The organism is Vibrio sp. HB236076 (assembly GCF_040957575.1).
Classification (GTDB): domain Bacteria; phylum Pseudomonadota; class Gammaproteobacteria; order Enterobacterales; family Vibrionaceae; genus Vibrio.
Genome location: NZ_CP162601.1, coordinates 532,692 through 558,268, shown reverse-complemented (window position 1 = coordinate 558,268; position 25,577 = coordinate 532,692). Strand labels below are relative to the sequence as shown.

Annotated in this window: 18 protein-coding genes; 13 read left to right on the top strand and 5 right to left on the bottom strand. The window is 46.6% G+C overall.

Going from position 1 to position 25,577, the window contains the following annotated elements; translation table 11 throughout:
• Positions 1-128: 128 nt before the first annotated feature.
• Both AB0763_RS02550 and AB0763_RS02545 read right to left on the bottom strand, forming a co-directional pair.
• Positions 129-1,322 carry an amino acid aminotransferase gene (locus AB0763_RS02550; RefSeq protein WP_306100987.1) on the bottom strand — a complete coding sequence of 398 codons (1,194 nt, stop codon included), beginning with the start codon at positions 1,320-1,322 and terminating at the stop codon, positions 129-131.
• A 250-nt stretch (positions 1,323-1,572) separates the two neighbouring features.
• Positions 1,573-2,505, bottom strand: a complete 933-nt coding sequence (locus tag AB0763_RS02545) for a phospholipase A (protein WP_306100986.1) — start codon at positions 2,503-2,505, stop codon at positions 1,573-1,575.
• 281 nt (positions 2,506-2,786) lie between these two features.
• Here AB0763_RS02545 and AB0763_RS02540 point away from each other — a divergent pair, with 281 nt between their 5' ends.
• Complete coding sequence (locus AB0763_RS02540) at positions 2,787-3,746, top strand: transposase (RefSeq protein WP_306100985.1); 960 nt, start codon at positions 2,787-2,789, stop codon at positions 3,744-3,746.
• A gap of 340 nt (positions 3,747-4,086) precedes the next feature.
• On the opposite strand, the gene galE is transcribed toward AB0763_RS02540, so the two are convergent.
• The 3 genes from galE to AB0763_RS02525 all read right to left on the bottom strand — a co-directional run bounded on the left by galE (position 4,087) and on the right by AB0763_RS02525 (position 7,766).
• A complete protein-coding gene (gene galE, locus AB0763_RS02535) occupies positions 4,087-5,100 on the bottom strand; it encodes a UDP-glucose 4-epimerase GalE (RefSeq protein ID WP_306100984.1) in 1,014 nt (337 codons plus the stop codon).
• A 181-nt stretch (positions 5,101-5,281) separates the two neighbouring features.
• Positions 5,282-6,139 carry a UTP--glucose-1-phosphate uridylyltransferase GalU gene (galU, locus tag AB0763_RS02530; protein WP_306100983.1) on the bottom strand — a complete coding sequence of 286 codons (858 nt, stop codon included), beginning with the start codon at positions 6,137-6,139 and terminating at the stop codon, positions 5,282-5,284.
• A 460-nt stretch (positions 6,140-6,599) separates the two neighbouring features.
• The gene (locus tag AB0763_RS02525; RefSeq protein WP_306100982.1) at positions 6,600-7,766 is read right to left on the bottom strand and encodes a nucleotide sugar dehydrogenase; all 1,167 of its coding nucleotides are present in this window, start codon (positions 7,764-7,766) and stop codon (positions 6,600-6,602) included.
• Between the two features lie 758 nt (positions 7,767-8,524).
• On the opposite strand from AB0763_RS02525, the gene AB0763_RS02520 reads away from it, so the two are divergent.
• The 12 genes from AB0763_RS02520 (at position 8,525) to AB0763_RS02465 (ending at position 25,528) form a co-directional block, all read left to right on the top strand.
• Positions 8,525-8,929, top strand: coding sequence for a hypothetical protein (locus AB0763_RS02520; protein ID WP_306100981.1), 405 nt, complete (start codon positions 8,525-8,527; stop codon positions 8,927-8,929).
• 195 nt (positions 8,930-9,124) lie between these two features.
• Positions 9,125-10,930, top strand: a complete 1,806-nt coding sequence (locus AB0763_RS02515) for a polysaccharide biosynthesis/export family protein (RefSeq protein WP_306100980.1) — start codon at positions 9,125-9,127, stop codon at positions 10,928-10,930.
• A gap of 191 nt (positions 10,931-11,121) precedes the next feature.
• Positions 11,122-11,907 carry an ABC transporter permease gene (locus tag AB0763_RS02510; protein WP_306100979.1) on the top strand — a complete coding sequence of 262 codons (786 nt, stop codon included), beginning with the start codon at positions 11,122-11,124 and terminating at the stop codon, positions 11,905-11,907.
• Positions 11,908-12,076: 169 nt separating this feature from the next.
• Positions 12,077-13,642, top strand: a complete 1,566-nt coding sequence (locus AB0763_RS02505) for a lipopolysaccharide biosynthesis protein (RefSeq protein WP_306100978.1) — start codon at positions 12,077-12,079, stop codon at positions 13,640-13,642.
• A 322-nt stretch (positions 13,643-13,964) separates the two neighbouring features.
• On the top strand, positions 13,965-14,858 hold the full coding sequence (gene rfbA / locus AB0763_RS02500; RefSeq protein WP_306100977.1) for a glucose-1-phosphate thymidylyltransferase RfbA: 894 nt from the start codon (positions 13,965-13,967) through the stop codon (positions 14,856-14,858).
• Between the two features lie 332 nt (positions 14,859-15,190).
• Positions 15,191-15,766, top strand: a complete 576-nt coding sequence (rfbC, locus tag AB0763_RS02495; RefSeq protein WP_306100976.1) for a dTDP-4-dehydrorhamnose 3,5-epimerase — start codon at positions 15,191-15,193, stop codon at positions 15,764-15,766.
• Positions 15,767-15,942: 176 nt separating this feature from the next.
• Entirely contained in the window at positions 15,943-17,064 is a 1,122-nt protein-coding gene (locus tag AB0763_RS02490; RefSeq protein WP_306100975.1) for a hypothetical protein, read from the top strand.
• Positions 17,061-18,308, top strand: a complete 1,248-nt coding sequence (locus AB0763_RS02485) for a hypothetical protein (protein WP_306100974.1) — start codon at positions 17,061-17,063, stop codon at positions 18,306-18,308. The genes AB0763_RS02490 and AB0763_RS02485 overlap by 4 nt, the downstream gene beginning before the upstream one ends.
• A 281-nt stretch (positions 18,309-18,589) precedes the next feature.
• Positions 18,590-19,486, top strand: coding sequence for a dTDP-4-dehydrorhamnose reductase (rfbD, locus tag AB0763_RS02480; protein WP_306100973.1), 897 nt, complete (start codon positions 18,590-18,592; stop codon positions 19,484-19,486).
• 912 nt (positions 19,487-20,398) lie between these two features.
• Positions 20,399-21,277: a hypothetical protein gene (locus AB0763_RS02475; protein ID WP_306100972.1), complete on the top strand. Its 879-nt coding sequence runs from the start codon at positions 20,399-20,401 to the stop codon at positions 21,275-21,277.
• A 49-nt stretch (positions 21,278-21,326) separates the two neighbouring features.
• On the top strand, positions 21,327-23,003 hold the full coding sequence (locus tag AB0763_RS02470; protein WP_306100971.1) for a glycosyltransferase family 2 protein: 1,677 nt from the start codon (positions 21,327-21,329) through the stop codon (positions 23,001-23,003).
• A 41-nt stretch (positions 23,004-23,044) separates the two neighbouring features.
• Complete coding sequence (locus tag AB0763_RS02465; protein WP_306100970.1) at positions 23,045-25,528, top strand: glycosyltransferase family 2 protein; 2,484 nt, start codon at positions 23,045-23,047, stop codon at positions 25,526-25,528.
• Positions 25,529-25,577: the final 49 nt, after the last annotated feature.

Below are 25,577 nucleotides of genomic sequence, written 5' to 3'. Positions count from 1 at the left end.
TAAAAAGGACAGGCACATTAGCTAGCCTGTCCTGTTATATGCTTGTCTTTTAATACAACAGAACCGACAAGAGAGTTTAGAATTAAAGAGACAGTCTGTTTCATTATTTAGCCTGTCCCTTTATTTCCCTATAGCGCAGAAAAAGCTTGTGCAACTTTCTCTACATTGCGCTCATTAAGACCTGCCAGGCACATACGCCCACTCGATATTAAGTAAATCCCATGCTCGTTTTGCAACCTGGCCACTTCACTTTCACTAAATCCTGTGTAGCTAAACATGCCCTTCTGCTGAGTCAAAAAACCAAAGTCGCGCTGAGGAGATAACACTGCTAATCGATCTTGAAGCGCCTTTCTCATGCTGAGAATACGAGTTCTCATCGCTTCGACTTCACTGAGCCAAAGGCTATACAACTCTTCGGAATTCAATACATTAGATACAATCACCGCTCCGTGCTTGGCAGGGCTCGAATAATTGCGGCGAACGGTCGCTTTTAGTTGCCCAAACACGCGAGACGCTTCTTCTTCATCTCGACACACGACCGATAAACCACCGATACGCTCTGCGTACAAAGAAAAGATTTTAGAGAATGAATTGCTCACAAAGGAAACAACGTCTTTTTCTTGTGCGATCTTTCTGAGCACGTAAGCATCTTCATCCATCCCATCGCCATAGCCTTGATAAGCCATATCAAAAAATGGAATGAGTTTATTTTCTTTAATTACTTCAATGATTTGATCCCATTGATTATGAGTCAAATCGACACCTGTTGGGTTGTGACAACAAGGATGTAATAAAACGATACTTTGCGAATCAAGACGTTTTAATTGGGAAAGCATGCCTGAAAAATCCAGCATTTTCGTCTGCTGATCAAAATAGGGGTAAGTGTAAACCTCAAAGCCCGCACCAGCAAAAATAGCGTGATGATTTTCCCAAGTCGGGTTACTTACCCACACGCTAGATTTTGGAAAATAATGATGTAAGAAATCGGCGCCAATCATCAATGCACCAGACCCACCGAGAGTTTGGATCGTCGCAACACGATTCTCATCCAACGCACTGTGATTTCTACCAAAAATTAATGGTTGTAATGCATTTCGATAGGCGGGTAAACCTTCCATTGGCAAGTAAATACAGGGCTCATCTGCTTGTGCCGCGATGACCGTTTTCGACTGTTTAACTGAGCCCAACGTTGGGATATTACCTTCATCGTCATAATAGAGACCAATACTGAGGTTCACCTTATCCGCTCGTTCATCTTGAATAAACTTTTCCATTAGCGACAAAATGGGGTCACCAGCATAGGGGGTTACATGTTGCAGCACAAAACTCTCCTTGAAAAACCGTTTGTGATGGGGCCAAAATCTTATGAATCAATATGTTAAATTAAATATCATTGACCATAAAAACAGCAAATTAAGACTATAAAATACGTCTTGATAGTAACGGGAAAACAGCCGCTAACACAACGATAAAAGTCGAGTAATATTAGGACAGGCTAAAAGAAAAGTTTATCAGGACAGGCAAAATATCCATTATCTAGCCTGTCCCTTTAAAAAAGAACCTAAACAAGACTTACAACAAATCATTAAGAGCAATACCAACCCCGAGCCTTTGCGTGTGTGCATCGTAATCAATCAAGCTCTCACCGTAGCCATTAAAGTACTGAGTATAAAGGCGAATATTCCTATATATTGGATAGCTCCATGTGAGTTGCAAAGCCCCTTTATTATCTTCGCGCAGATTGCTACGTAGCATCATAGTAAAACGATGCTCCCCTAACCCATACAACCCTGTAAGCTCAACATTGCCCATATACTTGTTGATATCTGGGTTATCATCGCCGGTCGCATCATCTGCAGAGGACTTTTCTTCTTCGGGAATGCGCCACCACGCTTGCAAATTAAACACCAAAGGGCCGCGTTCGAACACCATATTCCCCATGACTCGGTTCCAGCTGCGAGACAAATCACCAGACTGCCCGTTTGACTGATGATTGACGCCAAATCCAAATAAAGAATTCGTCATACCAGCAACCTTCCAATCATTTGGAAATACTAAGAAAAACTCGGGTTCATGGACAGTTTCTCGAAAGGGCGCTGAATTATCGCGGTTATAAACTTGCCACCACGATTGGTTGGTGTAAGCAAAAAACAGTTGCCCACTGCCCAAAATATTCTCTGCTAATGGTAATTTAAAACTAATCTGAAACTTGGCCTCGGTGTTGTCCAAATCGTCATAATCATCCCCCAACGCTTCTTCAAATGGCTCGGTATTGGGGTTGGAATTGTAAGTAAAAGGCAGCAGATAATTGGCTTTATGAGGCGTAATCACAAACGGGTTACCTTCTACTTTTTCTTCTTTTTTTACTCTCTGTTCTACAAGCGAATCATCTATATTTGTTGCACTTAGCTCATCGGACAAAGAGCTTGTTTCTGACGCGGAAAATGTGAAAGATGAAAAAAAAGCAGCAACAAAGGCAATGCAACCTGACTTATACCTGTTCATTAATGGCCTCATTAATTGTTGAAAATTCGATACAGACGAAAAATAATTTATCACTTGAACAGTACAGAACATAGGACAAACAAGATTAATGACAATAACTTTACCATTCTAAGTTAAAGGGACAGGCTAGATTCAAATTTTAGTTAAAGGGACAGGCAATTTAACTGCTATTGAACCTCCAAAATAAAAACATGACCTTCATCACATAAACATAATTACTACAAGCAAAGCTGATAAAATAGACAATACTGTATATAAACACACCGATTTGATTTATCGACATGACAACAGCACGCAAACACCAAGTAAGGCCTGACGTTACGCCCTACTACCATTGTACTTCTCGCTGCGTACGGCGCTCTTTTTTGTGTGGAGTAGACGAGGTTTCAGGTCAAAGTTTTGAACACCGTAGAGGATGGATTGAAGAGCGTTTATGGGCCCTTAGCTCGGTGTTTTGTATCGATATTTGTGCGTATGCCATTATGAGTAACCACTATCACTTAGTTCTGCACCTTAACACAACCAAAGCTCAAAACCTCAGCGACAAAGAAGTGATCACGAGATGGAAAAAACTCCACACCATCCCGCCCTCTTTATTATTAATATTAAAAAAAGACACACTCGATGAAGGAGAAAAAGCATTACTCAGTAAGCACTTAACAACATGGCGGCAACGTTTATCGAGTTTGAGTTGGTTTATGAGAGAAATGAACATGGGCATTGCACAACTGGCAAATAAAGAAGATCGCTGCACTGGTCATTTTTGGGAAGGAAGATACAAATCTCAAGCTTTATTAGACGAAACGGCTCTGATCAGTGCCATGGCCTATGCCGATCTCAATCCAGTTCGCGCCCAGATAGCCAATACCCCAGAGCAATCAGAATACACATCGATCAAACTTCGGTGCTGGGCCTCAACACACCATACCTACCAACCAAAGCAACTTGCTCCACTCAGTGTTCATCCACTAAAAGGCGAACATTTCACTATCCCCTTCAATTTAAAGGATTACTTTAACTTCGTCGATTGGGTAGGCAGGATAGTTCGAGATGATAAGCCAGGCGCTATCGCCAAAAACACGCCCAATATTTTATCTCGATTGCAATGGCCCGTTGAGTCATACAGCTCAGCTTACCAGTGTTTTGGTAAAAAAGGAGTACATTGGGTAGGGTGTAAAGAAAGTGTGGATAGAGCCCAATCAATTCTCAAACGCAAAAGAATGAAAGCACTGAGATTGTAAGCCTTCATTGCTATGTTCAAACAAGTTCGATTTCCCTTAATACTTGAGATTTTTAAATCTTCAAGGCTTTGTCGATGTAATTACCAAAATCCTTTTCGAGTGAATTAAATTCTCATTCTATTTTCAGGTTTATATCAAAACCATCAAAAATACACTATGACACAATTAATAAAGGGACTAATAAAGGGACAGTCCCAATAACATGTGTTAAATCGCCTGTCCCGATAACTCCCGTAGGTAAAATTGCCTGTCCAGTTATTTAATAAAAGGACAGGCCTCTTATAAACCTTAAACCTCTAAAAAGACTATAAACCTCAGTTGCCTGTCCTTTTAAGAATAATTACTCTTCGTAACCATTTGGGTTATTTGACTGCCAACGCCAAGTATCTTCAACCATCACCTGTAACGATCGTTTCGCTCGCCAATTAAGGGCTTTTTCCGCCGTAGTCGGGTCAGCCCAACATTCTGCAATATCGCCTGCACGACGAGGAAGTATTTGATAAGGAATAGGTTTTCCTGATGCTTTTTCGAACGCAGCAACCATTTCTAGAACGCTGTTGCCCTGCCCCGTGCCTAAATTAAATACGTGTAAACCACTATCAGAACCAACGTGATTCAGCGCCGCAACGTGACCATCAGCCAAGTCGACCACGTGAATATAGTCGCGAACTCCCGTTCCATCTGGTGTTGGATAATCATTACCAAACACGCCTAATTTTTCCCTGCGCCCAACAGCAACCTGGGCGACAAACGGCAATAAGTTGTTAGGAATTCCCTGTGGATCTTCCCCTAAGCGTCCAGATTCATGAGCACCAACTGGATTGAAGTAGCGAAGCAGAGTAATACTCCAGTCTAAGTTCGCGGCTTGAAAGTCACGTAGACACTCTTCAACCATCAACTTACTACGGCCATAAGGGTTGGTCGCCGAGGTGGGGAAATCTTCTTGAATTGGAACCGAAGCGGGATCACCATACACTGTTGCAGATGAACTAAAAATCAGAGACTTAATGCCAGCTTTGTCCATTTCAGAAACTAAATTCAATGTACCTGAAACGTTATTATCGTAATACGTCAGAGGTTTTTGCACTGACTCCCCCACCGCTTTTAAGCCAGCGAAATGAATGACACTACTGATGTCGTGCTCACTGAAAATCGTGCTTAGAATTTCAGGATCTCTCACATCGCCTTGATAAAATTCGACGGACTTTCCACTAACCTCTTGAATTCTAGATAATACTTTTTCTTTACTATTGTATAAATTATCCAGAACAATTGGCGTGATACCGGCTTCAATCATTTGAATACAAGTATGACTGCCAATGTACCCCGTTCCACCTGTTACTAATACTTTCATATTTCACCTAGCCAATGATTATCTTAGAGCGTTTATTATCTTGCCTGTCCTTTTAAAGACAAAAGAAAAGAGCCCTAAAGCTCCTTTCGTTGAGATGTAAAAGCAGTCTGTCACCTTATAAAGCAAATAGAGCAAAAGTTGCCTGTCCCGATAAAAGATAACCAGCCTGTCCTTTTATAAATTATTTATTTTTCTTTTCTGTTTTTACATCTTGTTCTTTTTGATAAAGGTTTTCGTAACAGTAGTTCGTCGCTTCGATATAGCCTTCAACACTACCGCAGTCAAAACGTTCGCCTTTAAATTTATAAGCAAGAACACAACCCGTTTGCGCTTGTTTAAGCAACGCATCGGTAATTTGGATCTCGCCGCCTTTACCTGGTTCCGTATTTTCTAAGATATCAAAAATATCTGGTGTTAAAATATAACGACCAATAATAGCTAGGTTGCTTGGCGCTGTGCCTTTTTCTGGTTTTTCCACCATGTTATCAACACGATAGATATCATCTTTAATCATCTCACCAGAAATCACACCGTATTTGTGTGTCTCATCTTCTGGTACTTCTTCTACGGCAACAATAGAACAACGGAACTGTTTGTAAAGCTCAACCATTTGGGCTAACACGCCTTTATCTTGGTTGACACACAAGTCATCAGCCAAAACGACAGCGAATGGATAGTCACCCACCAAAGGACGCCCAGTTAAGATTGCATGACCCAAACCTTTCATTTCACGCTGACGAATATAAGTAAAGTGAGCCGAGTCAATCAAGCCACGAATATCGTCAAGTAGAGCTTCTTTACTGGTCCCGCTTACTTGATACTCAAGCTCGAAGTTCTTATCAAAATGGTCCATCAAGGAATGCTTACCACGACCGGTTACCACACACATTTCGGTCATACCGGCTTGAATTGCTTCATCAACACCGTATTCAATCAATGGTTTATTGACCACAGGCATCATTTCTTTCGGCATTGATTTCGTTGCCGGTAAAAAACGAGTCCCATAACCGGCTGCGGGGAATAAACACTTTTTAATCATAACTGAACCTAATTGTCCCTAACTGACTTTAATAAATTTTTAGATGACTCACCCTGGCTGGTAAGCAGAAAATATTGCTGTTGTATGGGGACAGACCACTTACCAAGAGAGCGCAATCTTGCCTGTCCTCTTAAGAGCGTTATCTAGCCTGTCCCTTTAAGAAACTCTCTATCTTGCCTGTCCTCTTTTAAAAATCCTAGGGACAGACCACTTACGAAGAGCACTATCTTGCCTGTCCCGATAAAAGAAAACTTGCCTGTCCTCTTAAGAACTCAAAACAGATATCTTGCCTGTCCCTTTAAGAAACTACAAAACAGATATCTAGCCTGTCCCAATAAAAAGAGACTTGCCTGTCCTCTTAAGAACAATAAAAAGAAAACTTGCCTGTCCTCTTAAGAACAAACCGCTATCTTGCCTGTCCCGATAAAAAGAAAACTTGCCTGTCCTCTTTTAAAAATCCTTAATCACTGCCAAACAAATCGCGGGTATACACCTTGGCTTCCACATCGCGGATCTCATCAACCATACGGTTCGCAACAATGACATCCGCTTGCTGTTTAAAGGCCTCAAAATCGGTTTCGACGCGAGAGTTAAAGAACGTTGACTCTTTTAACACCGGCTCATAAACAATCACTTCAATGCCTTTGGCTTTCAGACGCTTCATGATGCCCTGAATCGAAGAGGCGCGGAAATTGTCAGAGCCCGCCTTCATGATCAAGCGATAGATACCGACGACCTTAGGCTGACGTTTTAAAATCGACTCAGCGACGAAATCTTTACGCGTGGTGTTGGCATCAACAATCGCACGAATAATATTATTAGGCACATCTTGGTAGTTCGCCAATAATTGCTTGGTATCTTTGGGCAAACAGTAACCGCCGTAACCAAAAGACGGATTGTTGTAATGACTGCCAATACGCGGGTCAAGGCCAACGCCTTCAATGATTTGACGCGCATCCAAGCCGTGAATTTCTGCGTACGAGTCCAATTCATTAAAATAGGCCACCCGCATCGCCAAATAGGTATTTGAAAAGAGTTTGACCGCTTCAGCTTCGGTCGAGTCGGTAAACAGCACCGGCACATCTTGTTTGACTGCGCCGCCAAGCAATAAATTCGCGAAGATTTCGGCGCGCTCACTTTGCTCACCCACAATGATACGCGATGGGTGCAAGTTGTCGTAAAGCGCGCGACCTTCACGTAAGAACTCAGGGGAGAAAAGAATGTTATCGCTCGCGAACTGGGCTTTGAGCTCTTTGGTGTAACCAACAGGAATGGTGGATTTAATCACCATCACCGCCTCTGGGTTAATCGCCATCACATCTTTGATGACCGCTTCAACAGATGAGGTATTGAAATAGTTGGTCTCAGGGTCGTAGTCGGTTGGCGTGGCGATAATCACGTAATCGGCGTCTTGATACGCGTGCTGTTTGTCGGTGGTCGCGACAAAGTTGAGCGCTTTATTGGTCAAAAAGTCTTCGATCTCAGCGTCGACAATCGGCGATTGCTTGTCGTTAAGCATTGCCACTTTTTCTTCAACAATATCAATAGCAACCACTTGGTTGTGCTGAGCCAAAAGCATGGCGTTTGAAAGGCCGACATAGCCCGTACCCGCAACTGCAATTTTCATTTTTATTCCTTTAGAGCTCGGTGAAGCCTTTTTAATACTTAAACAGAACCGTATCTTGGTAGCATAACAAAGTTATTGATATCAAGGTAGCGCGAGGCTTTATCGTAAACAAACTGCCTTATGATTAAGACAAAATTTCGCCACAAAAAAGAAAAAATAGCGTCAAGGTTGATCTATGTCTCGTTTTTTTGACTTTAGTGATTGACTTCACATTGATGAAAGGCAAAGTAGCAGGCAAGACAACAAGTAGAACACCAATTTCATGCACATAAAAAACAAGGTTTTAGCGCAGAGAGTTTGCTAATTTCTAACATCTATTTGCATAAACCTTGCCTAGAGCAAGAAATTTCAAGTATCTTAGTCCACATATAACAAAAAACGAGATGAATGAAAAAGCAACAAACCATGGACTTGGTCAATGTTCATTCATCGATAATGCATAAATTAATCTTTTGATTTTATTGATAGTTTAACGTTATCAATATCAAAGATAAAAAGTGCGATTCAATGTCAGTGTGCGAAGCGTGTTATGGATAACGCAAACAACCATCGGGCGGTAGCGTATCAAAACGCCCTAGTAGCAAAGTGAAATACAGTACAAGACAGTGAAACACAGTATAGAACAGTGGACTGTCTCACACTGTGTTAAGCGAAGCGGACTGTTTTACACTGTCTCACACTGTGTGAAGCGCAGCGACCTGTGTATAAAACGAAGCGCACTCAACCACCACCTAGCCCTAATCATTCAAAGACAAATTATGCTAAAGAAAATTACCTTCTGCTTGGCACTGGGGTTAACCTTAAGTGCTTGTGCCTATAAGCCGCGTGAAGTGAGTGCCGACATCCCCTTGGTATCGCCTAACAGTTCGATGTTAAACGGTCAACTGATTGCCAAAAAATACTGGCCACAACTCGACGACGCCACCACGCAAAGCCTCACCGCAGAGAATGTGACCATCAGCGTCAGCGCGCCGTATTTTTCTGCGCTGGGCAATACTTGCCGTACTTTAGAAGCGCAATTAAGCAATGGCGATGATCGCGTGCAAATCGCTTGCTCACGCCCTTATAAAGGCACAGACGCCGATCCGGTGTTTAACCCGGTTACCCCTTGGTATCTGACTCCTTCGCTGAATAAGGGCGAGACGTTACCTGTTGTGCAGTAAGAAGACAGTGCAACACAGTTTAAGACAGTAAAACACAGTCTAAGACAGTGAGATACAGTAAGAGATGGTGAAAAGCATTGGAAGGCAGTCGACTGTCCCGCACTCTGTTTCACTGTGTTAAGCGAAGCGGACTGTCTCACACCCTATTTTACTGTGCGAAGCGACCTATTAACACAGAATACACATGGACACCCTATGACTGATACGTCACATTGGAAAATCACCCTGCGCCGCGTTCCAACCTCGGCACGACGCCTCACACGTCCCCTAACAACGGCGTTTTGTATGGCTGGGCTTAGCCTGTGTCTGATACCGACGCTGGCCCATAGCGCAGAGGAAGAGCAAAGCAATAACCTTCAGCTCAATCAAAATCAAAGTGCGACGCCATCAAGCATCGACCTCAATAGCACCACACCCAACGAAGCCTTGGCCGACGGCACCTTTAGCCAAGAAAATCGCTACAATTTGCTGCTTCCCGGCGAGACCGACGTGCGCAAATTACTGCCGTCTTCCGGTGAGATAATGCCGCCGCCCTATGGAGCGAACTTGTTTGCCGGCGGTTACGAGACCGAACGCAGTAACGGCACACTGGATAACTACCCCATCGCACCAGGCGATAAGCTCAACATTTGGATTTGGGGCTCGGCCAACTACTCCAATGTGGCCACAGTCGACAATCAGGGCAACATTTTCATTCCCGACGTCGGCCCGATTCAGGTGATGGACGTTAAGGCAAGCCAGATCAATCAATTTGTCAGTGAAAAAATCCGCCAGGTGTACACCAAAAACGTCAATGTTTACGTGAACTTATTAACGGCAACGCCAATTACCGTCTATCTAAGTGGCCCGGTGATCCGCCCTGGGCAATACGCAGGTATGTCGTCAGACAGCGTATTGTATTACCTCAAGCGCGCCGGCGGGATTGATTCAGAACGCGGCAGTTATCGCGACGTTCGAGTGGTGCGCGATGGTCAAACCGTGGCCAAGATCGATTTGTACCAGTTTATGAAAAACGGACAAATGCCGAAGATCAACTTCAAAAGCGGCGATACCATTTTGGTCGAACCGCAAAAAGCCGCCATTACCGTCAGCGGCGGGGTGCGCAATCCGTTTCGCTTTGAGTTAAATGGCGAACAAGCGCTCGGCAGTGCCCTGGCTAACTTGTCTTTGCCTTTGCCGAAAGTCAGCCATGTTGCCGTCACTGGCAATCGCGCTTCTGGCCCTTTTTCTCGCTACATGAGTTATCAGAAGTTTCAAAACTTTACCCTTCGCGATGGCGATAAGGTGTTGTTTAATGATGATTTACACCCACAAGTGATCGATATTGAAGTCGGTGGCAGTTACCTAGGCCCATCCTACTTTGCCGTCACCAAACAGGCGCGTCTGCACGATGTGTTAAACGCCATTCCGGTCGATAAAAACTTGGCCGACATTGGTTCGGTGTACATTTTGCGCAAAAGCGTCGCCGAACGGCAGCAAAAGCTGTTAGAAGAGTCACTCGATCGATTAGAGCGCAGTGTGTTTACTGGCCCAGCCTCTTCGACTGGAGAAGCGTCGATTCGTTCGCAAGAAGCGCAAATGGTGCTGCAATTTACTGAGCGTGCTCGCAAGGTCAAAGCCCTCGGTAAAGTGGTGGTCGCCGATCACGGTAAAGTCTCGAATATCTTACTGGAACAAGGCGATAAGATTGTCATTCCGAACAAAACCGATTTGGTGCAAGTCGCGGGCGAAGTGTTAATGCCGCAAGCGGTGGTGTATAACCAAGATGCCAGTATCGACGACTACGTGGCTTGGGCAGGCGGGTTTTCCGATCGCGCCGAAGACAAGCGCATCGCCGTGGTACGCGCCAATGGGTTAGTTGAGTTCGAACCCGAAGAGCCGGTGCGCAAAGGCGATCAAATCTTGGTGTTGCCAAAAGTCGACAGCAAAACCATGCAATCGATCAAGGACATTACCCAAGTTATTTATCAGATTGCGGTGGCGGCCAATGTGGCAACCTAAGGCCCTTGTGATGGCGACAAAACGCAGCGCCAATGGGCCGTTCGTGAACCGAGTCATTGTTGATCAGATCACCGGTGGGCAAACCATCGGTGGTCAAGCTATCATAGGTCAGGCAAGCGACATCACGTTCAGCGCGGAACCAGGCTTCAGCACCCCGCGCGTTGCCCACCCCAATACGGTGGGAGGGCAACATGGCTGATGTAAAAAAACGCTCGACCCTCAAAGTGTGGGGCGATGTAATTTTTGCCATTTTTTTGCGTGAGATTAAAAGTAAGTTTAACGATAAATTTGGTATTGCGTGGTCGGTGTTTTCGCCAGTCGCCTTTATTTTTATGCTGTCTTACATTCGCGGCCGTATGGATGGCGGTGATACCCATGGCATCCCGACTTTCATGTTTATGGTCATCGGCATGATCATGGTACAATTTTTTTTAGGCGTGTTGGGCTCAGCCTCTGGCGCCTTTCAAAAAAATAAACCCCTGTACGCCTTTCGCCAAGTGCAACCGATCAGCTCAGTGATAGCGATCGTTTTTTTTGAGCTGCTGGTCAAAATCGCCGTTATTTTGGTCATCGCCATCATTATTTATTACTTACGCATGGATTTGCATGTTGATGACTATTTAGAAGTGATCCTCAACCTGATTCGTGTGTGGCTGTTTGCTTCCAGCCTGGGCTTAATCGTCTCAATCGCTGTCTGTTATGTACCAGAAGTGAAAAAAATCATGGGTCTAGCCACTCGACCATTATTCTTTATTTCGGGGATTTTCTTTAGCCTGCAAGACATCCCGCAGCAATATTGGCCCTATTTAACCTGGAACCCCTTGTTGCACGCGGTGGAGCTGACTCGCTACGCCGCCTACCCGCAATACGGCGATGCCGGAGTCAGTTATTTCTTTTTAGATGCCTGTACCATTTTGCTGCTGTTTTTTGCTTTGGCGATTTATCACGTCAGTTGGAAGCAGGCGATCAGTCGGTAAAAACCAGTGAGACACAGTGAAACACAGTATAGGACAGTGAAATACAGTAAGACACAGTGCACCGCCTTAGACTGTCTCACACTGTGTTAAGCGCAGCGCACTGTCTTAGACTGTGTTAAGCAAAGCGTCCTTGTTTACCTTATTAAAATGACAACCTTAACGGAACATTATGATTTCAACGGTCAGTGACTTTGAAGGTTTTAAAAAAGCCTGTACAGCTAAACAATTTAGCGATATCAAATACTTAACAGAATCGGTAGCTTTTTACCAACAGGCTGGTAACCCTGAACTGGCCAAACGCATTCAAGTGCGCATCAACAATGTAAAAAAAGCGAATCAACAAAAAAAAGCAAAGCAACAACAAAATGTTGAAAAGGTTTACCAAGATTGGCTCAATGGTTTTAGCACAGAAGAACAAAACCAGCCCGACCTGTTAGAACAAGGCCTCGATCAATTAAAGCAACAATCGCCACCAGCCGCTGAGTTAGCGAGTAAAAAAATCGCCGCTTTGCGTTTGTTGCCCCAGGTACAAACCAAGTCACAGCAAGCCAGTTCAAAGCAAACCAATACGCCTAATGCCAAGCCCAGTGAGCCAAAAGGCCAAGCGGCAAGCGCCAAAGCCGGCAGCCCTTTTGATAAACTCCCCAAACCTTTGCGCAGTTACTTTGTCCTCCTAGTTTTGATCCCGTCACTGCTGTTCGCGCTCTATCAATTATTTTGGGCCACCGAGCGTTACGAAAGTGAAGCGCAAGTGCTGGTCAAAGAACCCGATTCCACCACTACTATGGACGCCACCATGGCCGCGCTGTCTGGCCTTGGTGTAACCAATACCGCCGGCACGGATCCACAAATTCTCGAGTCGTACATTTTTTCGAACGACATGATCAACTATCTGGACGAGACCATTGATTTGCGCCAGCATTTTAGCGATACCAATATCGATGTGTTTAGCCGCGTTCACGATGACGACAGCCGCGAAACCTTTGCCAAGTATTATGAAGATCACGTCAAGGTCGAAATTGATGAAGCGTCGGGCATTTTGCGTATTTTCGCCCAAGGGTTTGATCCCGACTATGCCCAGACCCTAGCGCAAACCATCGTCAAGCGCTCGGAGTGGTACATCAACTCGATTAGCCATCAATTGGCCGAGGCGCAACTGGCCTTTATTCGCAAAGAGTCGGTGGAAGTGGAAGACAAACTGAGCCAAGCGCAAAGCACCTTGCTCAACTTTCAACAAAAATACAACCTGCTCGACCCAACCGCCGAAGGCACCGCCAAGCAGCAAATTACCTATGGGCTAGAAGGGCAGATCAGCGCCAAAGAAGCGGAGCTTAAAAGTTACCAGTCGATCATGACCGACAGCGCCCCGCGCGTGGTGGCCTTGCAAAACGAGCTCAATGCCCTGCGTGAGCAATTGCTCAAAGAGCGCAACAAGCTCGCCCAAGATGGCGATAAAACCATTCCGGTCAGCGAAATCATGGCCCAATTTACCGATCTCAAGGTCAAAAACGAACTGGCACTGCAAGCGTATACTTCGGCGCAGGTATCGTTAGAAAAAGCGCGTATTGAGACCTACCGTCAAATCAAATACTTAGTTGTGGTTGAAGCGCCGACACTGCCAGACTCTCATCGTTACCCGGATGTGGTGTATAACATTACTTTGTTTACCCTGTTAGCGGCGATGTTGTACGGTATTGGTCGTATTATTTTGGCCACCATTCGCGAGTTGAAGTAAACGACAGTTAAATACAGTGTCGGACAGTGAAACACAGTTAATAACAGTATAAGACAGTGGAATACAGTGTAAGACAGTGGAACACAGAAAACCAAAATCTTATCTTTGGGGGCTGTGTTTCACTGTGTTAAGCGCAGCGAACTGTCTTAGACTGTCTCACACTGTGTTAAGCGAAGCGCACTGTCTTAGACTGTCTCACACTGTCATTCACCGTCTTAGACTGTCACATACTGTCTTAAGCGCAGCGCACTGTTTTAGACTGTTTCACACTATCCTAACTATTTTAATTTTTAACCAACATAGACATAAAAAAGGCTTAACCATGTCAAACCCACAAAACCGTAAAGGTATCATCCTCGCGGGCGGCTCCGGCACCCGTCTTTACCCACTGACCAAGGAAGTCAGCAAACAACTGATGCCGGTTTACGACAAACCGATGATCTACTACCCGATCTCAAGCTTAATGATGGCCGGGATCACCGAAATTTTGATCATCTCGACCCCGCAAGAATTGCCGCGCTTTCAAAACCTGCTCGGTGATGGCAGCGACTGGGGCATCAAGTTTGAATACGTGGTTCAGCCTTCGCCAGACGGCCTGGCACAAGCCTTTATCCTGGCCGAAGACTTCTTAGCAGGCTCTCCAGCGGCCCTCGTGCTCGGCGACAACCTGTTCTACGGCCACGATCTGTCGCACTCACTAGAGCGTGCTAACCAGCAAGAAAGTGGCGCGACCGTGTTTGGCTATCACGTCTCTAACCCCAAATCGTACGGCGTGGTCGAGTTCGACGAGTCAGGCAAAGCGATTTCGATTGAAGAAAAACCAGAGGCGCCTCGTTCCAACTACGCGGTTCCTGGCCTGTACTTCTTCGACAACCAGGTGGTCGAGTTTGCTAAAAACGTCCAACCGTCGGCACGTGGCGAACTTGAGATCACCGATGTGATCGATCAATACCTCAAAGCGGGCACCTTGCAAGTCGAAGTCATGGGTCGCGGCACCGCTTGGCTTGATACCGGCACCTTAGATGACTTGCTCGATGCCGCGCTGTTTATTCGCGCACTCGAAAAACGCCAAGGCCTTAAAGCCAACTGCCCAGAAGAAGTCGCCTACCGCAAAGGCTATATCGACGCGGCCAAGCTGCGCGATCTCGCTCAGCCATTAGTCAAATCTGGCTACGGTAAATACTTGCTTGATTTGCTCGAGCACCGCGTTTTTTAAGCCCAAACCAGGGTTAAACGTGTCGTATTTGAGCGTCGAATGTGCGTTTCACCACTGAGATACGGCCAAATGGCCTACTGCTCTGTCGATACAGAGTTAAGCCAATAGCCGATCTCGGCGCCTCGCCGTCACTCTTCTCTTATTATTTCGCTAATCTAGAACGCCAATCGCAGGTAAACCTAGACGGCGTCATTGAGTGGCGTTGTTGTTCGCGTCAGTTTTTACCTGCCCCGCAGCGTAATTTGGCCGAATATTGACGGACGGCACGCAAAAGCGGATAGTATACAGACAATCGCAATACTGAAAAAAATAACACTCTAAGTTGGCCGACAATGAAAATTATTGACACCAAAATCCCCGACGTAAAAATCATCGAACCGCAAGTGTTTGGTGATGAGCGCGGTTTTTTTATGGAAACCTTCCGCACCACTATCTTCAATCAACAATGCGCTGAACGCGAATTTGTACAGGAAAACCACAGCAAATCGGGCCATGGTATTTTGCGCGGTCTGCACTATCAAACCGAGAATACCCAAGGCAAACTGGTGCGCGTCGTCAGTGGCGAAGTGTTTGACGTGGCCGTCGACATGCGCGAAGGTTCAGACACCTTTGGCCAATGGGTTGGCGAGATCTTATCTGCCGACAACAAACGTCAACTCTGGGTACCAGAAGGTTTTGCTCACGGCTTTTACGTGATCAGTGAGCAAGCCGAATTTGTTTACAAATGCACCGACTTTTACAACCCAGGCTCGGAAGTCTCGGTAAAATGGGACGATGCAACCATTGGGATTGAATGGCCCTTAGTCGACGGCAAGGCCCCATTGTTGTCGGGTAAAGATGAAGCCGGGCTGAGCTTTGAGCAAGCGCCCAAGTTTGATCTCAACCTCAAGATCGTCGACACCCAATAAACCACTATTTTGGGGTCAATCCGAACCATCCATACCCTAGGTTTGATTACCGTTAAGGGTATGGGTGGCATCGATATAGGGTCGGTATGGATGCGATAAATTGGGATACGGTGGGTAGGAAGAAAATGGCCATCGCGCTGTCGGTATAAAAAGGGGTGTACAAAACATGGTGAATAATGAGTAAGGATACAACCACCAAGCAAGCGACTCAGGCTTATGTGTCGGTGATTTCTCATCATCACGAAGCCATCATTGAAAAACTCGGGTCACTCAAACGCTTGGCGCAACATCCGTCGATCACCGTCATTTTGCGCAACAATGTGCCGCGCAGTGAGGGCGATAACCAGGATACCGCAAGCGCGGCATCAAAAGACACAAGGCCGACAGACACGGTCAATCAAGCCAACGCCAGTCACCAGGTGTTGGCCAACTATTGCCAGCAGCACGGTATTGAGTATGTTATTAATGAAAGGCCGCAAGGTTTCGCCGCCAATAACAATGACAACTTTTTACACGCTCAATCTCTGGGTATGCAAAGCCGCGATATGTTTATCGTGCTCAATCCCGATGTGCACATCAACGGCCCAACCATACGTCAGATGATGGACTGTATCGCCTTTCGCGATGGCATCGAGCTCGCCAATCACTCCGGTGATGGCTGCCCAAACGAACCTCACCACCAAGCGCCCATCGAACTCGCGACGGTGAATTTATTTCTCAACTCAAAACGCAGCGTCTTTGATGACAATTTACGCCGCTACCCCAATTTGCTCAATTTTGCTCGCAACTACCTGCTGCGCGATCGCAGTACCGTGGTCGATAAATCACACCCCGTAGCCGCAGGTGAGCGCTTTTGGGCCAGCGCGGCGTTTTTGTTGTGTCGAGCCAGCTTGTATCAGCAGTTGTGCGGCTTTGATGAGCGTTATTACATGTACTGTGAAGACATCGATTTTTGTTTGCGCGCCGAACAGCTCGGCTACCCGGTGGAATTTTTACCCAAGCTAAGCGCCATTCACTATCGCCGTCGTCACAGCCAACGCTTTATGTCGAAAGCCTTTCGCCAGCATCTGCACAGTGTGTGGTTATTTTCGTTGGCCAAGCGCGGTTGGGCGACGATGAAAAGCCGTCTGCCCGCCCTCGCTGGCGACCCTGTCGCCTGCCACAGCGCAGAGACTCACAACCAGAGCGAGCAAAGCAAGTACAGGTTGAAAAGCGCCGTAGACCCAAAAGCACCGGCTCAAGGTCGTGCTCGCCCAAAGACCGAACTTAGCGCCGCCCAGGCCTCGGTGCTAAAATGAAACCTCGTGCTACTGTCAAACCTCGCGCTCATATGAAACCTCACGCTAATGTGAAACACGGCAAACAAGGCACCAACCAGGCCAAAGCCGATCTCGCCGCCAACCCCGCACCAGTACTGGACGCTCACTTGGCTTCACCACGGTGGGCGGTGGTGGTGATGTATCACCCCGATGAGGAAACGCTGCAGTTTTGGCAACGCATGGCCAAGGCGGTCAACTTAGTGGTGGTCGACAATACCCCGAGTGATATGGCAATCAAAACCCCAACCTGGGCCGACTATTGGATTGCCAACCACAATAACCTCGGCATTGCCAAAGCCCTCAATCAGGGGTTACACATGGTCACCTATCTCAATGATCAGGCGCTGCGAACTCAATGCCAATGGCAAAACGCGAAGGCCGTGGTCAATGGCGCGCCCGTCGCCCCGACTTCGGCCTCTGCGGCGATCCCCCCGAGTGCCCAGCCCTGCCCTGAGCTGACAAAATCGGTCACCCAACCGCCCTTGCTCGCTTACACCACCCATGCCCCTTTATGGTGTGCCCTGTTTGATCAAGATACCCGCATCAGCGTGGAACAAATCGAGCAGTTGTTTGCTAAAGCCGGTCAGTTGTCAAAAGAGTGCGATCAGGCCAAGCGCCCCAGTATTGCCGCGCTGTGCCCAAGCTATCGCGCCAAAAACCTCGACCGTTTTGGCGATCTGATCACCATAGACGCACAGGGCATTTCGCGTCTCAACCCCAACATGATGACCGAGCAACAAAAGCAGCAGGTGTACCCGGTGGCCTACACCATTACCTCGGGCAGTGTGGTGAATCTAGCGGCGATGGAAAAAATCGGCCTGCACGACGATAAGCTGTTTATTGATTTTGTTGATATCGAGTGGGGGCTGCGCGCCAATCACTTGGGCTATCAGGTGTTGCAATGGCCACAAGTGGTGTTAGAACATCAACTGGGCGATGCGCCGATTGAACTGTTTGGCCACAAGATCGTGACCCACAGCGCCGTGCGTCATTTTTATTATTTTCGCAATGCCATGCTGCTGATGAAGCGCGGCTATGTGCCCGCGGTATGGAAGCGCACCGAACTGAAAAAACTGTTGCCGCGTTTTGTCTGCTACGCCTTGTTTGCCAAACCCAGGTTAAAGCATACCCGTGCCATGCTCGCCGGTCTTTGGGCGGGTTTACAAGGGCAAACCGGTCGTCAGCATCAGCCTAAAGCGATGTCGAAAGACATCAAACGCTAGCGACCTTGAAGTACAGCGCCCTTTATCATACCGACGCCCGAGCACAAGCGACTCGCTCACCATACAGAGTATCGCGACAGCAACCATCACCAGATACCGAAATACCGAGAGTAATAACAGGTGGGTGTTATCCCAACCGGTTGTGTCGATGAGGTATGTCTCCCTTTTTTGAACGATGGGTTAGAGACCTAAGGATTTGTGATCCCTTGGTTACCAATCCATTCATTTTACTGATTTGTGTTAACAGAACGTTGTGCGTTGTCATACGCTAGGAAATTACTATGAGCTTAAAAATTTTAGTCACCGGCCTTGGTGGCCAACTGGCCTACGAACTGGGCCAAACCCAACCCGATAATGTGGAGATGGTCGCACTCGGTATCGATGATCTCGATATCACCAGCCAAGAAAACGTTCAAGCGGTATTTAACCAGCTTCAGCCCGATTGGGTGATCAACGCCGCCGCTTACACCGCCGTGGATAAAGCGGAAAGCGACACCGACACCGCCTATGCCGTCAATGAAACCGGCAGTGAACTGCTGGCGAAAGCCTGCGATGAATTTGGCGCGCGCTTGATTCACGTCTCGACCGATTTTGTCTTTGATGGCACCAAAACCACCCCTTATCAAACCGATGATGTGCCCAACCCCATCAACGTTTACGGCGCATCTAAGCTGGCGGGCGATCTTAAGGTGGCGGAAATTTTACAAGGCCGCGCCAGTATTATTCGCACCGCGTGGGTCTACTCGGCGCACGGCAATAACTTTGTCAAAACCATGCTGCGTTTAATGAGCGAAAAAGAGCAGCTCGGCATTGTTTACGATCAAGTGGGCACCCCAACCTGGGCCAAGGGCTTAGCCGAGATGATTTGGTCACTGCTGGCCAAGCAACAAGCGCAAGGCGTGACAACAGACGAAACCCTTACACTGCACTGGACCGACGCGGGCGTGGCTTCTTGGTATGATTTTGCCGTTGCCATTCAAGAGCTCGGGCTAGAAAAAGGCTTGCTCGATAAAGCGATCCCGGTGGGCCCAATCCCAGCCAGCAATTACCCAACCCCTGCGACGCGCCCGAGCTTTTCGGTGATTGATAAGTCGACCGCCGAGCAAGCCAGCGGCGTGCAGACGGTGCATTGGCGTAAGCAGCTTAGCCAAATGATGGATGAGCTAAAGGCCGTTTAAGACAGTAAGTAACAGTGTAGGACAGTCAAAATCGCGTGCTGGTCGGGGTCGGATTCGCGGGATCGTTACAATCACAACGCTAGCGAAACTCTTGTGGATCCGACCCCTATGGCTCGAACTCACTTGGCAAACAAGCAAGATTGACCACAGCCTTTGCAGTACATGATGATAAACCGACACAAAAGTCATTCTCTGCCAAGAGGGTTTATCATTTTTAGGGGTCGGATCCGCATAACACCGAGCACGAGTTCGGTCAGTCTATCTCGCAAATCCGCCCCCACTTGAGACAGCGCAGCAAACTGTTTCAAAAAACATGCAGGGGTCAGAGCTTCGCCACCCAAGGCGCACTGATAAGTTCGAGATACTCCAAAGCTACTGACCCCGTACCGTAATTGTGGTGACACCTAAAGCGCGTGCTGATCGGGGTCGGCAGCCGGGGTAAGTAAGGAGTCACCAACACGATAATGTGTTAGAGGCTCCGACCCCTGAATGTTTAAGGCTGTGGCAGTAAAAGACGGTGTAGGACAGTGAAACACAGTAAATAACAGTGTAGGACAGTCAAACACAGTGGAACACAGTCAAAATCGCGTGCTGGTCGAGGTCGGATTCGCGGGATCGTTACAATCACAACGCTAGCGAAACTCTTGTGGATCCGCCCCCTATGGCTCGAACTCACTTGGCAAACAAGCAAGATTGACCACAGCCTTTGCAGTACATGATGACAAACCGACACAAAAGTCATTCTCTGCCAAGAGGGTTTATCATTTTTAGGGGTCGGATCCGCATAACACCGAGCACGAGTTCGGTCAGTCTATCTCGCAAATCCGACCCCACTTGAGACACTGAAGCGAGCTGTGTTTTACTGTGTTAAGCGCAGCGACCTTGATTTAAAAAGAATAAAACTATTAAAACATGCAAAAGAAAACCCTATATCTACATATTGGCTGGTCAAAAACGGGCACATCAGCAATTCAGCAACAACTCGATGCCCACTTCAAAACCTTGAAGTCAGAGGGTATTTTGTACTCGAAAAAGCTGCAAATGAATGATAATGCCCACCATCATTTTGCCTTGGCCTTTCAAGAAGCCAAAGCCTACCCAGCCAAGTTCACCCCATCAGAAGTGATGGCGTTACACGACAAAGAAATGAAGCGCCACCGCTGCCATAGTGCGATTATTTCTTCTGAATTATCGCCGTTTTATTATCAAAATGACGCATTTAAAAAGTGGGTAACCCAATTTAAAAACGTAGTGGTCATTGCAACGGTGCGCCCGCAATCGGAAGTGCTCGTATCGCTTTTTAATCAGCTGATTAAAGACCCGCAAGTTCGTTTTAAAGCCACGTTTTTTCAGCTGACTATTAATAGCTTAGGGCGATTTAATTACTTTAATTCCCTCAATCGTTGGCGAAACCGAGTTGGCGATGGCAACATCAAAGTGATTAATTACCAGAATGATGTGGTGCAAAGCTTTCTCGAACTCTTTGATTTAGCCGTAATCGGTGATACCAAGAAGATCATTAACCCTTCGTTACCTACTTCTGCCCTTTTGCAAATTCAGCAGCAAGCCCTCGAGATCAGTAATCCAAAACAGTACGCCAAACGAAGAGATGAGATCACCCAAGAGTGCCAACACCAGCTCGAACCGCCATCAAAAATATGGTTAACGGCCGGCGAGTTAAGAAGCATTGATAATCATTATATGGCGTCGAATAACCGTGTAGCGCGAGAGTTTCTCGGTCAACCGAAATTATTTACCCAAAGCGACTATCGCGATATCTACGTGTATTAAGTCATTGTAATACCAAAAAAACTGATAAGCGAGTCCAACTGAGTACCCTATGCCGTATACAAAAGTAAAGATGGTCGCCATTGCCAAAGATGAAGGCCGTTACCTGGCGGAGTGGCTGTATCATCATCACCACTTTGGCTTTGATGATTTTGAAATTTACCTCAACAACACCAGTGATAATAGCCGAGATGTCATTCAAGCCGTGCAATCTTTGTTAGAGATTAATATCACGGTGGTAGAAGCGGATGAGTTATTTACTGAGTTTGGCCAGCATTTCCAAACTCAAGTCTATCAGCGCGCGTTACGCCGCACTTCAGCACGTGACTTTTCTCATGTCGCTTTTTTAGATATCGATGAATTTTGGACACCGCGTGATTTTACCACGTCGATTAACGACTACTTAGCTCAATCGCCAACGCCACAAGCAGTGCATGTATTCAACTGGGCCATTAAACACAGTGAAACGCGCTTTGGCTTAGCGATTACGGATAACAATCTCTTTACCCTAAACTCACACATCAAGTGCATTACGCCGGTGCGTTATGAGCTCAATACCAAGGTGCACAATGTGATTGGTGACAATGTCGATTACCGCAATAGCGAAGGCCGAGCCGCTGAGTTTATCGATCACACGATGTCGAAAACACAGATAAGTCCGGCAGCCCTGCCTCAGTTTTTTATTGTTCACCGTTTATATCGCAGCCAGTACGAGTATGTGTCGTCATTGTTTAGAGGGAGACCTAATGGCGCGCGCTTTAAGTCAAACCGAATGGGCTATGCAGCAAAAGCCAAAGGGGTCGAATACAGCCCTCTCCCTCACCATTATGAAACGTACCACCAAGGGCTTTGTCTTCTCAATACCCAGTTATCGGAGCTTTTGAGTCGCGCTGAGCGTTTCGTTAATCAACGCTATCAGGCTTTATTGGATACCCTTGATCGCGGCGTGTCCTCAGGAGAGGCATTGATCCTGGATCGCGCTTTGCGTCATATTACCCGGCCGGATATCAAGCCTTACCAGCAACGTCTCAAACAACAAAAAATCGATCGGAAAATCTTTCAGATTGGTTTTAATAAATCCGGCACCGCCAGTATTTACTTTTATTTTCTCAATGAAGGCTTTAAGGCCATACACTGGGATAACGGCAAGCTGTCAAAACAGATCCACCATAATGCCAAAAACAATATCAATTTATTAACTGGCTATGAAGCGTTCCAAGTGTTTACCGATATGGAACACAGGGACGATGACTTGATGCCGTTTTACAGTGCAGAACGTTATTTCCAGCAACTTGATCAGCAATACCCAGATTCTATCTTTATTCTCAATTATCGCGATAGAGACAAGTGGATCAAAAGTCGCTTGAATCACCCTGGCTACTTAGCAAGAACGATGAAAGCAACCGGGCAAAGCCGAGCGCAAGTGATCGCGGACTGGCAACACCGTTATCATCAACACATTAACGCAGTGAAAACTTACTTTGCCGAGCGCGATAACCTCATCGTGATTGACTTAGATAAGGATCCCAGTGACAAACTATTTACTGAATTGAGTCGTTTGGGCTTTGTGTTGCACAATCAGCACTTACCGCACACTCATCAAACTCGACACCGAACTCAGCTAACTCGGTATCAAGCAATGCGGCAAAGATTGATTGCCATGGTGCCGTCTCCCATCAAACAAAAAATAAAATCCTTGTGCTTTCGTGTGCAAACGCGTTGGCAGTAACCTTTGCCATTCACTCCATGACACTTAAAAATTATTAAACTATGCTGATTAAAACACTGCTTAAAAAGGCAATGGCCAAATACCGACGCCCTCATTTTTTTGATGGGGTTGTCGGCGATTTTCTCGGCGGTTGGTGCCAAGGTGCAGACCGGGTGGATTTTCTTATTCAGGGGCAGCGTTGGGCAACGTGCCCTTGTGATGTCAACCGGCCTGATCTCGGTCATCTGATGGAAAATACTCAGTGTGGTTTTACCTATCCATTAGATGCGGCAACGCTGCCGGTTGACTGCTTATTTAAACGTGAGTTCACCGTTGAGTTGCTGTTTTATCAAGCCGATACACTGCTCGTCCGTTCACAGCAGCAGGTCAATCCACAAACTTGGGTCGAAGGAGCCAAGCTTTATTACGGCGTGAGTGTTCATGAATTGGTCAAGCACATAACCGCCAGTCAATTATGGGATGAGCCCTTTTATCTCAAGCAAGTGCAACCTCATGAAACTCAGCACCCGAATGCCATTATCGATTTTCTGATCAAAGCCAATGCATTAGGTAAACTGCCATCTCGTCATTTTAATACCCCCTACTACCTTGCCATCAATCAAGATGTTGCTCGCAGTCACTTTAATCCCTTAGTCCATTATCTGGCCTTTGGTGAAGAGCAAGGTCGTCGCCCAATGCCCTATTTTTCACCAAACATCTCCTCTACATTGCCCAATCGTGATGAGGTAGAGGCTCACCACACTCAAACCACAACGCAATTTGAGGCTTGGTTGGCCGATAGTAAAAGCCTTCCTTTATTGGAGGATGAAAGTTGGCACCGAGCGCAGTCCGTGGTCAGCAGGGAACAATACCGGCAATGGATTAACGGTGAGATGATGACGAAGCATCAGGCACAAGCTCAGTTACGTCAGATGCCATTACACCCGCTTATCTCGATTGTGGTTCCGGTTTACAACCCAGACAAAGTACTACTGGAGCGGTGCATAGAGTCCGTGCTTGAACAATCTTACCCACATTGGCAGCTGTGCCTGGCCGATGACGCTTCAACCAAACCTCATGTGCGTGAAGTGCTTGAATATTATCAACACCTTGACTCTCGTATCCAGGTGATTTTTCGCGATGATAACGGCCATATTTCGGCAGCCAGTAACAGTGCCTTAGCGCTCGCTCGCGGTGAATGGACGGCCTTACTTGATCACGATGACGAACTGTCGCCACATGCGTTATTTCATGTCGTCAGCACGATAAATCAACAACCGGATGTCGATTTCATTTACACCGATGAAGATAAAATTGATGAGACAGGACAGTACAGTGCGCCACATTACAAGTCAGATTGGAATCTTGATCTGCTTTACAGTCAGAACTATGTGTCGCATTTAGGGATCTATAAAACCGAAATCGTCAAACGCATCGGCGGGTTTCGCCAAGGGTATGAAGGCAGTCAGGATTACGATTTACTGCTGCGTTACTCACGAGAAATTGATCACACCAATATTGTCCACATCCCAAAAGTGCTCTATCACTGGCGGGTAACCGCCGGCTCAACGGCCAGTGGTGCTGAGGCGAAATCTTACACCACGCAAGCGGGGATCAAAGCGCTGCAAGATCACTTTGAGCAGCTCGGTGAACAGGTCAGCGTGGAGCGTGGTAAACAAGATAATATTTATAAAGTAAACTGGCCGATTGCTGATGCCAACCCTTTGGTTTCGTTACTCATTCCGACGTACAATGGCTATCAAATCACCAAACAAGCAATTGATTCAATCTTAGAGAAAACCACTTATCGTCATTTTGAAATTTTGTTGATTGATAACAACTCGGATGACGCTGCAGCCTTAGCCTACTTTGAGCATATCAATCAGCATGAGCAAGTGCGTGTGCTGCGCTACCCACACCCATTTAACTATTCAGCGATCAATAATTTTGCCGCCAAACAGGCAAAGGGCGACATTTTGGGCTTAATTAATAACGACATCGAAGTGATTAACCCCGAGTGGTTGACGGAAATGGTGTCTCACGCGCAGCGTAGCGATATCGGCTGTGTGGGCGCCATGCTTTATTACCCCAATGATACGATTCAGCACGCAGGGGTCATTTTAGGGATTAATGGCGTAGCTGGTCACTCACATAAGCACTTTCCTCGCGAGTCCAATGGGTACTTTAGCCGCTTACACCTAGTGCAGAACTTATCCGCGGTAACCGCAGCCTGCTTGTTGGTAAGGAAGTCTGTATTTGAGCAAGTCGGCGGATTAAACGAAACGGATCTTAAGGTAGCCTTTAACGATGTCGATTTTTGTTTAAAAGTGAAGCAAGCCGGCTATCGCAACCTATGGACACCTTACGCCGAGCTGTACCATCATGAGTCTATTTCTCGGGGCGCGGAAGACAACCCAGAAAAAATTGCCCGCTTTAATAAAGAGGTCGAATACATGAAAACAACGTGGGCGACCGATACAACACCCGATCCATTTTACAACGCAAACCTTACACAGATTAAAGAAGATTTTACGATTGCCGTGTAAATTTGCTGTAGGCTATTTAAGGCTTAATTCTCGTTTTAAAATTAGGAAT